The sequence below is a fragment of the Bacillus sp. SD088 genome (genome assembly GCF_017355205.1).
Lineage (GTDB): Bacteria > Bacillota > Bacilli > Bacillales > Bacillaceae_C > Lederbergia.
Genome location: NZ_JADIJK010000020.1, coordinates 91,694 through 101,351, shown reverse-complemented (window position 1 = coordinate 101,351; position 9,658 = coordinate 91,694). Strand labels below are relative to the sequence as shown.

Annotated in this window: 7 protein-coding genes; 5 read left to right on the top strand and 2 right to left on the bottom strand. The window is 38.2% G+C overall.

Features of this window, described 5'->3' with window-relative positions:
- Window positions 1-60: 60 nt before the first annotated feature.
- The 5 genes from arfA to IPU53_RS17200 all read left to right on the top strand — a co-directional run bounded on the left by arfA (window position 61) and on the right by IPU53_RS17200 (window position 7,014).
- Window positions 61-1,566, top strand: coding sequence for an arabinosylfuranosidase ArfA (gene arfA / locus IPU53_RS17220; protein ID WP_207452253.1), 1,506 nt, complete (start codon window positions 61-63; stop codon window positions 1,564-1,566).
- Window positions 1,567-1,657: 91 nt separating this feature from the next.
- Window positions 1,658-2,824 (top strand): sn-glycerol-1-phosphate dehydrogenase, encoded by a 1,167-nt coding sequence (locus IPU53_RS17215; RefSeq protein WP_242698376.1) that lies wholly within the window; start codon window positions 1,658-1,660, stop codon window positions 2,822-2,824.
- A 174-nt stretch (window positions 2,825-2,998) separates the two neighbouring features.
- On the top strand, window positions 2,999-3,943 hold the full coding sequence (locus tag IPU53_RS17210) for a glycoside hydrolase family 43 protein (RefSeq protein ID WP_207452245.1): 945 nt from the start codon (window positions 2,999-3,001) through the stop codon (window positions 3,941-3,943).
- 149 nt (window positions 3,944-4,092) lie between these two features.
- Entirely contained in the window at window positions 4,093-5,388 is a 1,296-nt protein-coding gene (locus IPU53_RS17205) for an ABC transporter substrate-binding protein (RefSeq protein WP_207452244.1), read from the top strand.
- A 330-nt stretch (window positions 5,389-5,718) separates the two neighbouring features.
- Complete coding sequence (locus IPU53_RS17200) at window positions 5,719-7,014, top strand: ABC transporter substrate-binding protein (RefSeq protein WP_207452243.1); 1,296 nt, start codon at window positions 5,719-5,721, stop codon at window positions 7,012-7,014.
- Window positions 7,015-7,206: 192 nt separating this feature from the next.
- On the opposite strand, the gene IPU53_RS17195 is transcribed toward IPU53_RS17200, so the two are convergent.
- A complete protein-coding gene (locus IPU53_RS17195; protein WP_207452242.1) occupies window positions 7,207-7,491 on the bottom strand; it encodes a hypothetical protein in 285 nt (94 codons plus the stop codon).
- Between the two features lie 90 nt (window positions 7,492-7,581).
- Window positions 7,582-9,291, bottom strand: coding sequence for a heparinase II/III family protein (locus tag IPU53_RS17190; protein WP_207452241.1), 1,710 nt, complete (start codon window positions 9,289-9,291; stop codon window positions 7,582-7,584).
- Window positions 9,292-9,658: the final 367 nt, after the last annotated feature.

The window sequence follows — 9,658 nt, the reverse complement described above, 5'->3', positions numbered from 1 at the left end:
AATCAACTCTATCCGAGAGTAAATCAACTCTATCCGAGAGTAAAGAGAGGGAGAGAAGCGATGAGTAGCAAGAAAGCAAAGATGATTGTGGAGAAGGATTTTAAAGTATCAGAAGTGGATAAGCGTATTTACGGATCTTTTGTTGAGCATTTGGGACGTGCAGTTTATGGCGGTATTTACGAGCCGGGCCATCCAGCAGCCAATGAGCAAGGCTTTCGGCAGGATGTCATTGAGCTGGTTAAGGAATTAGATGTACCACTTGTTCGTTACCCTGGAGGGAATTTTGTTTCAGGATACAATTGGGAAGACGGTGTAGGTCCGAAAAAGGATCGTCCCCGTCGACTAGAACTAGCCTGGAGAACAATCGAAACAAATGAACTTGGTACAAATGAATTCATGGACTGGGCTAAGCTTGTCAATGCTGATGTCAACATGGCGGTAAACCTTGGTACTAGAGACCCTGATGTAGCAAGGAATCTTGTTGAGTATTGTAATCACCCATCAGGTACATATTATAGTGATTTGCGCCGCTCTCATGGTTATCAGGATCCCCATGATATTAAAACATGGTGTTTGGGAAATGAGATGGATGGTCCATGGCAAATGGGCCAGAAAACAGCAGTAGAATATGGCCGTATTGCTAACGAAGCTGGAAAAGTGATGAAGCTCGTGGATCCTTCCATTGAACTTGTGGCTTGTGGAAGTTCCAGTCGAACAATGCCAACCTTTGCAGATTGGGAAGCGACTGTACTTGATTTATCTTATGATCAAGTCGATTTCATCTCCCTTCACCAATACTATGGAAATCACGATAATGATGTTGCCAACTATTTAGCGAAAACGTTAGAAATGGAAGATTTTATCCAGTCCGTCATTTCAATTGCCGATTATATAAAAGCGAAAAAACGTAGTAAAAAGACCATCAATTTATCTTTTGATGAATGGAATGTTTGGTATCATTCCAATGCAGCTGATCAAAAAATTGAACCATGGTCGATTGCACCACCTCAATTGGAGGATATTTATAATTTTGAAGATGCTTTATTAGTTGGTTCCATGCTGATTACACTATTAAAACATGCTGACCGTGTGAAGATTGCCTGCATGGCCCAGCTAGTCAATGTTATCGCACCCATTATGACAGAAAATGGCGGATCAGCTTGGAAACAAACGATCTTTTATCCTTATATGCATGCATCTAAATACGGAAGAGGAACAGTTTTAAATCCAATCGTTTCAAGTCCAAAATATGATAGTAAGGATTTTACAGATGTTCCGGTACTAGATACAACTGCTGTTTATAACGAGGAAGAAGAGGAATTAACGATCTTTGCTATGAACCGTGATCTTGAAGAACGTCTACAGCTTGATTGCGATATTCGTAACTTTACAGGCTATAAGATTGTTGAGCATATTGTGCTTGAAAATGATGATTTGAAACAAGTTAATACTGCGATAAAACAAGCAGTTGTCCCACATACTAACGGAGATGCAATTCTGGATAATGGTCATATTTCAGCGACATTGCCAAAATTGTCTTGGAACGTTATACGTTTGAAAAAATAGTAACAATAAGGGATAGGGCCCGCCCCCTAATTCTTATAAGATGTTGTTTCCATGAAATAGAAAATCTAATTTTTATGTAAGGATGACTGCAATGAAGACAGAAAAGGTAATTGAACTCGTTAATCATGCGGATGAAAATTGTTCCTGCACCCACGCACACTCCCCTATTACAATCGAGAAAATGACTGTGGATTCAGATGCTTATGATCAGTTTTCTATGTTTGTAACCGATAAAGGATTTAAAAATGTATTGATGATTGCGGATGAAAATACTTTTACAGCAGCAGGGGAGAAAGTAGTCACATACTTGGAAAAATTAGAGCTTACCTATAGAATCTGTTTGATCGAACCAAATGAAATCGGCGATGTGGTCGCGGATGAACAAGCACTTGTCCAAGCTTTGCTAGCGATTGAAGCTGAGGTTGATTGTTTGTTAGCTGTTGGGTCTGGCACGATCCATGATATTACGAGATTTTGCGGGGCAAAGACGGGTAAACCATTTATTTCGCTGCCAACTGCGGCTTCTGTCGATGGCTTTACTTCACTTGGCGCTCCCCTCATTATTAAAGGGGTGAAGAAGACTTTTCCAACTGCCTCGCCCATCGCCTTATTCGCTGATATTGAGATATTAGTGGCAGCTCCAAAAAAGATGACTGCCGCTGGGGTTGGCGATATGATGGCAAAATTTACATCTTTAGCAGATTGGAAATTTGGTCATCTAATGCATGGGGAACCATATTGTTCACTTGCAGCAGAAATAACCAAAACGGCTTTGGACGATTGTCTAATGGCAGTAGATACAATTGCTAGAGGGGAAGAAGAAGGACTGAAAATTTTAATGAACGCTCTTATTCAATCTGGATTAGCGATGTTAATGTTTGGGCAGTCTCACCCTGCCTCTGGTGGAGAACACCATCTATCTCATTACTGGGAAATGGAATTCCTTCAGAAGAAAAGACAACAGGTTTTGCATGGAGCAAAGGTTGGTGTCAGTACCATTTTAATGTCTTCTCTTTATCCAAAATGGTACCAAGAGGGAAAGTTGTTCCCTAACGACTTTGAACAAAAGATTGAAGTGGAAGAAATCATTGAATCCCTTCCTGATGCCACATATCTAACGAAGCTAATGGAACAATTGGGAGGACCAACCACTCCTGAACAATTAGAGATTGAGGAAAACCTTGTGGATAGAAGTTTAAAAGAAGCCTACTTATTAAGGGATCGTTTTACGATGTTGAAAAGCTATAATATTCAGTGAGAATAGCTTATTATTTCGTTGGTGTATTTATTTTCGAATCAACGGATAGCATGCCTCCACTTCAAAGAGAGACATAAATGGAAGTGGGGGTGAAAAACAGATGCCTTTTCAAAATAAATTCTGAATATTCAATTTCAAATCAACTCTATAAAAATAAGAGAAAGGAAGAAATAAATGCAAGCTTATTTATTTGTGCATTTTCGGGAGAAGACTAGTCCAGATGGGGAGCAGGTGTATTTTGGAATTAGTAAAGATGGCTTCCAATGGGAAGAAGTGAATAAAGGTCGACCGCTCTTATGGGCATACTATGGAGATAAAGGTGTACGGGATTTTACAATCACTCGCTGTAAGAGGAGCGGAAAATATTATATCTTTGCAACAGACTTAAGCCTTGCCTATGGGATGCGCAATCAGTATCACCAGTCTTGGGACGAAATCTCAAAAAAAGGAAGCAAATGTTTCTCTGTATGGGAATCAGAGGATTTAGTGAATTGGACAGAGCAACGTCTTGTAAAGATAGGAAATGAAGATTTTGGTTGTATGTGGGCGCCAGACATTATCTACGATCGGGAACATGGTGACTATGTCCTCCACTGGTCTTCATCCCATAAAGAAAATAATTTTGGCTGGAAAGGTATATACTGCAGCCGTACGCAGAATTTTGAAGATTTTTCTGACCCTCAGCTTCTGTACAGGAAAGAAGATAGCGGTGTGATTGATTCTGCAATTTATGAGGAAGATGGCAAGTATTATATGTTTTTAAAAAGCGAGGATAAGCCAGCAAGGATTGTACTTTTGAAGGCAGATCATGTGCATGGACCATATAGTCGAGTTGAAGAATTTGTCCGAAGCATGGAAGTATTAGAGTCTGGACTTTATGAAGCACCAACTGCAGTTCGTCTGGAAGATGGAAAATGGTGTCTATTTCTTGATTATTATGGTGTACCTGGAGCAGGGCAAGGCTATGTTCCTTTCATTGCTGATAGTCTAGCAGAAGGGAAGTTTGTACGCTCTGACCAGGCATTCAATTTTCCATATGGATTTAAACATGGAACGATTCTAACGATTACAATGGAAGATTATGAAAGAATTAAGAGGCATAAATGGAAAGAACAATAAAGCTAGAGGAAAGGAGCAATTCTACGGATGAATTGAAACCGGTTTCCTTACATGTATATTTGGAAGCGGTTTCTGATTGAAGGAGGTGAAAAAGGGCAAGATGCTTAATCAACACAAAGCTTTATTAAAAATTTAAAGGGGGAATTCATATGAAATTAATATTTGGCAATCGTATTACTCTAATATTTAGTTCGCTACTGTGTTGTGTGTTAATTTTCTCTGGATGTACAGCAAAGAAGGAGCAAAAGGTATCAGCTGATGGTGAACCAGAACCAATTACCTTAAAGATCCATTTTGGAGAAGATGAGAATTTTATTAATTCCTATATTAAGCCTGCGGAAGAGGAATTTCCGTATATTACCTTTGAACATGTGGAAGGAAGCTATGAAGAATTAAATGCAGCGGGAAGTACTCCAGACATAGTGTTTCATTGGAATAAAGGCGGATTAGCAGATCAAGAAGAGTACGGATTAGCCTACGATATGACGGAGCTAATTGAACAATCTGGATTTGATATTTCACGGTTTGATCCTAATCAGTTAGCAGAATGGCAAACGGCTTCACATGGAGAAACTTGGGTTCTTCCGATCATGACGAGTCGTTGGGCGCTTATGTATAATAAGGACGTTTTTGACGCGTTTGGTGTTGAATATCCTGAAGATGGGATGAATTGGGAAGAAGTAATTGATTTAGCGGAAAAAGTGACTGGTGAAAGAAATGGTATGGAATATCAAGGGCTATATATGCCAAAACATGAGGCACCCATTTTTTGGACTACAGGAAATTTTGTTGATCCAGAGTCAGATGAGCCGCTTTGGACAGAGGACGGAACAATTAGGGATTACTTTAACTCGTATCAGCGAGCTTATTCTATTCCTGGCAACCCATATATTCCTGAACATTGGGAAGAAGGAGGTTGGGTAGAGCTATTTGAACAAGGGAAATTAGCGATGGTGGCCCAGTTTTTTTCTCCCCCGAATCCAGAAGCAAACATAAATTGGGATATTGCAACCTATCCAGAACCTGAGAATGGTGTTGCGTCTAGAGGATGGGCCATGGGAATTAGTGCAACAAGTGAACACAAGGAAGAAGTGATGAAGGTGTTTGATTTTTGGTTTTCTGATGAACAGTTACTTAACAATACCTTCATATCTGGTCCTCTTTATGTTCCATTTCCACACCTATATGAAAATGGAGCTGCTTTAGACAAAGCGAACGAGAGGGAGGGTGAGATTTGGGAAAATCGTAATATGGAAGCACTATTTTCTCTTCCTACTGCGGATTCGCCAGAGAAGATTTCTGATTATGACGAGGGCGCAATCGGGACGATTGATGGAGCGTTATACGAATTAGTCACTGAAGATCAAACTGATTTAAATACCCTTTTAAGACAAAAATATGACGAAGAAATCAACCGTATCAAGGATGAAAAAGGGAAAAAATAATAAGATGGAAGTTTTAAATATCGAGGTAAATGTATTCCAAGTGGGATGCTTACGACAATTCTTGCTAACAGTCTGGCAGGGAAGTTTGTATTCAATTTTCCATATGGATTTAAATGGGGAACAATCCTAATGATTAAGATGGAAGATTAGGAGTCATGAGTGGATAGAACGATAAGCGCAGATGAAAGGAGACATTTTACTAGTGAAATGAAACCGATTTCTTTTTTGGACTTATTTTATTGACGAATTTCGGAACCGATTTTGAGTTGAAAGGGATAAAAAAGCAAGACGAACAATGGTTTATCAAAATTTCAAAGGGAGGTAGTTTTTATGAAATCAATATTTAGCAGTCGTATTTTTCTAATGTTTAGTTTGTTGCTATGTTGTGTGTTAATTTTTTCTGGATGTACAGCAAAGGAGAAGGAAAAGGTATCAGCTGATGGTGAACCAGAACCAATTACCTTAAAGATCCATTTTGGAGAAGATGAGAATTTTATTAATTCATTTATTAAACCTGCAGAAGAAAAATTTCCGTATATTACATTTGAACATGTGGAAGGAAGCTATGAAGAATTAAATGCGGCTGGCAGCACGCCAGACATATTATTTCATTGGAATAAAGGGGGATATGCTGAAGCAGAGGAGTATGGACTAGCTTATGATATGACAGATCTGATTGCACAATCCGGATTTGATATTTCTCGATTTGATCCCAATCATATAGCAGAATGGCAAGCGGCCGCAAATGGGGAGACTTGGGCTCTTCCAATTATGACAAGTCGTTTTGCGCTTATGTATAATAAGGATATTTTTGACTTATTTGGTGTCGAATATCCTAAAGATGGAATGAATTGGGAAGAAGTGATTGATTTGGCGGAAAAAGTAACTGGTGAAAGAAATGGTACAGAGTATCAAGGGTTATATATGCCAAAACATGAAGCGCCCATTTTTTGGACTGCTGGAAATCTTGTTGATCCAGAGACGGACGAGCCGATTTGGACGGAGAACGGGACGATTAGGGAATACTTTAACTCGTATCAGCGAGCTTATTCCATTCCCGGTAATCCGTATATCCCCGAGCATTGGGAAGAGGGAGGATGGGTAGAGTTATTTGAACAAGGAAAATTAGCGATGGTGGCCCAGTTTTTCGGAGCGCCAAATCCAGATGCAAATATAAATTGGGATATTGCAACTTATCCAGAGCCGGAGAATGGCGTTCCTTCCAGAGGATGGGCAATGGGGATCAGTGCAACAAGTGAACATAAGGAAGAAATAATGAAGGTATTTGATCTTTGGTATTCCGATGAACAGTTACTCAACAACACTTTTATAAGAGGACCACTTTATGTCCCGTTTCTTCATCTATATGAGGATGGATCTGCCTTAGAAAAAGCTCTAGAGAGGGATGGGGAGATTTGGGAAGATCGCAATATGGATGCCTTATACTCTCTTCCTGTTGCGGATTCGCCAGAAGAGATCTCTGATTATGACGAAGGCGCAATCGGGACGATCGATGGAGCGTTATACGAATTAGTCACTGAAGACCAAACTGATTTAAATACTCTTTTAAGGCAAAAATACGACGAAGAAATTAACCGTATCAAGGATGAAAAAGGGAAAAAATAATAGAATAAACTGACATTGTCGAAGCAAAATCAATCGGCAGTAAATCAAATATTTGGCCATTAGCGGAGGAGAGAATACAGGTGATGGCAGATATGTCCTGTATTCCCTCATCTTATTCCAAATTACAAGAAAAAAAGTAACTCACCCTCACCAGTGATATGGAGAGCAAGGATGAGTTACTTTTTTAACCATTTATTTTAATACTGGAGGAATGATAATAAATATGAGTATTGCAATCAGTGTAAATCTAACTTTCTTTTCTTTTAATGATATTGGCAATAAAACCAACCCCATTACACCTATAAACAATAAGGAAAAGCCGATTGCATAGTACCCTCCTGTATTCCAGATAGGGATGCTCAAAATTGTACCAGTGTATCCTTGGAAATAATTATAATTCGTTAATGCAGCATTCATGATTAATGCACTTATCAATAAAAATATGGATGAGTAAAAAATACTTTTATATTTTATCACAGCGTACCTCCAGTTAGTTGTATTCAAACATTATAACAAGTATATCTAATGAAGTTTCTATTGTCTTGGTAAAAATTCCCGCTTGAAGACTCACACTAATTTTTGTAGCCTAAATGAATAGCGTCGGATATAATGCTTGTTTTTTTGCTTACTTTCAAGCTGTATCAAATAAACTTTCGTTTGTATGCCATGATGGTTGGAAAAAATCTCTTCTATGATCTTAGGTGTATCAATACTTTGATCGAATTGCAAAATGAATATATTGTCCTTTCCTTGCCAAACAATCTGATTGTTCAGTATCGATGGTTTAAAGAGACTGACAAAATTCTCCGTAATGATTGCCTGTTCATCTGTACCAAATTGCAGTGTATCTTCTAACAGCACATACTTTTGTTGCTCATCTATAATCCATTTGCGTTTGAAAAATTGCAATCCGTCCACATCAGGATATGTTTCAGCCAACTCAAATGAGAACGTACTGGTGTGTCCATCAATCATCTGAAAATGACTATCTCTCGCCTGAAAGTTCCCCTCTTTTTGTTCTTTCCCCTGGATAATTGGTAAAGAATGTCCGAGAGCTCGATTTGGTAAAAATGTATAGCGTTTTTCTCCAAAGTAATCTCTTGTATATTCTCCAGCGCCTAAATCTGTTAAAAATAAATCACAATCATTCCCAATGATAAAGTGTCCAATATCATTATGATTATGGCTTTCCTGATTGCTTCCCCCTTTAGCAGAAAAAATAAATTGTTTCTCTGAATTCCGAATGATCGCCCATTGAGCATCTTTAAGATAGTGTTTACAGGATATGATATTGGTATGGTTTGCTTCTTTTGTCCAGATCAGATTCCGGTACATCGGTGCCCAGCGATAACAATGATCATCATACAGTGAGCTGGCTTCTGTGACAGGAGGGATGGCCACATCAAATGTTTTTTCGCAGAAACAAAGCAAGCCACTTGGCAAAACCAAATGATGATTGGAATCTGAATAAGGAATATATTGATCTTTGGAAACTATGGCATAAAAGGGGAACGTAGCAATACTCTTTACTTTTGGATCATTTATATATCGATCATCCTGATATAAGTGGGTGTATTTTTCTGCAAAATAACAGTAATAGCCAAATCCATAGGCCCAATACCCTACACCTTCTGTACATACTCCATCTTCAGCAAAACTTTTTAAATAATAAGCAAAGGATGTTTCAAGACGCTGCAGAATCTGTTTTTGTCTTGTAGAGTGCAGGAGCAAAGCAGACAAAGCTGTTAGGCCGATACAACCGGCAATGACGGAACTCCAGTTATTTTCTAAACGCTCCCAATGCCAGTCTCGCTCTTCAAATGGAGTAAAGACTCGACGCTCAATTTCTTCAGAAACTAATTGTTTCATAAAATTGGAGAGTTGTTCACCGATAATTTCAATAATTTCCGCAAGAGTTTGCGCTGTTTCTGCAGCAAATAGATCTATTACAATTTTACCTTCACAACTAAAACTATCATCCACAATCGGAATATGTGCAGGGAGTGCCCATGAATATTCATTACAAATTTGAAAAATAACCTCTTCTAATAGTGGAAGACTTTCCTCGCTTTTTCTAAGGAAAACATCTAAAGCTAATACATTTAATTGTTTTCTTCGATCGAAATATTGCTGTTCAAAAGTCAAACGCTCACCTGTTTCGAGATATTCTTTGTACCCTAATAAATCAATTGGTTCAACTCTGTTTTTAACACGATATTCGGTTGCCTCTTCTACTATTTCATTCGTTAATTTGGTGGCTATTGTATAACGGGTCATGTGAAATCCCCCCTCTGAATCTATTTACTCATCGTCATAATCATTACATAATGATCTATAACTGTTTTTTATAATCTTAGTATATTTAAATTTTCAAATAATTATCGTTGACAAATGATAGCAATGGGTTGTAAGATTTTTATAAGTACCAATATTTAGCATACTTTAAATTGATACCGGTTTCAATAGAAACATAATTTTTGGATTTTTGAAACCAATTTCTAGGAGGGGATGATAAAACAAAATTTTGTGGGAGTTACATGAAGAAGGCATAGATGAAGGTGAACCGCTTGTTTCTGACTGTTAGCTGATAGTTTAATCAAAAGGTCCTTTTTCTTTCACTTTTATTGAAACCGGTGTCATTTAA

Bases quoted from the DNA above. Each gene is read 5' to 3' on its own strand.
- arfA (WP_207452253.1), top strand. From the start codon at position 61: ATGAGTAGCAAGAAAGCAAAGATGATTGTGGAGAAGGATTTTAAAGTA.
- IPU53_RS17215 (WP_242698376.1), top strand. From the start codon at position 1,658: ATGAAGACAGAAAAGGTAATTGAACTCGTTAATCATGCGGATGAAAAT.
- IPU53_RS17210 (WP_207452245.1), top strand. From the start codon at position 2,999: ATGCAAGCTTATTTATTTGTGCATTTTCGGGAGAAGACTAGTCCAGAT.
- IPU53_RS17205 (WP_207452244.1), top strand. From the start codon at position 4,093: ATGAAATTAATATTTGGCAATCGTATTACTCTAATATTTAGTTCGCTA.
- IPU53_RS17200 (WP_207452243.1), top strand. From the start codon at position 5,719: ATGAAATCAATATTTAGCAGTCGTATTTTTCTAATGTTTAGTTTGTTG.
- IPU53_RS17190 (WP_207452241.1), bottom strand. From the start codon at position 9,291: ATGACCCGTTATACAATAGCCACCAAATTAACGAATGAAATAGTAGAA.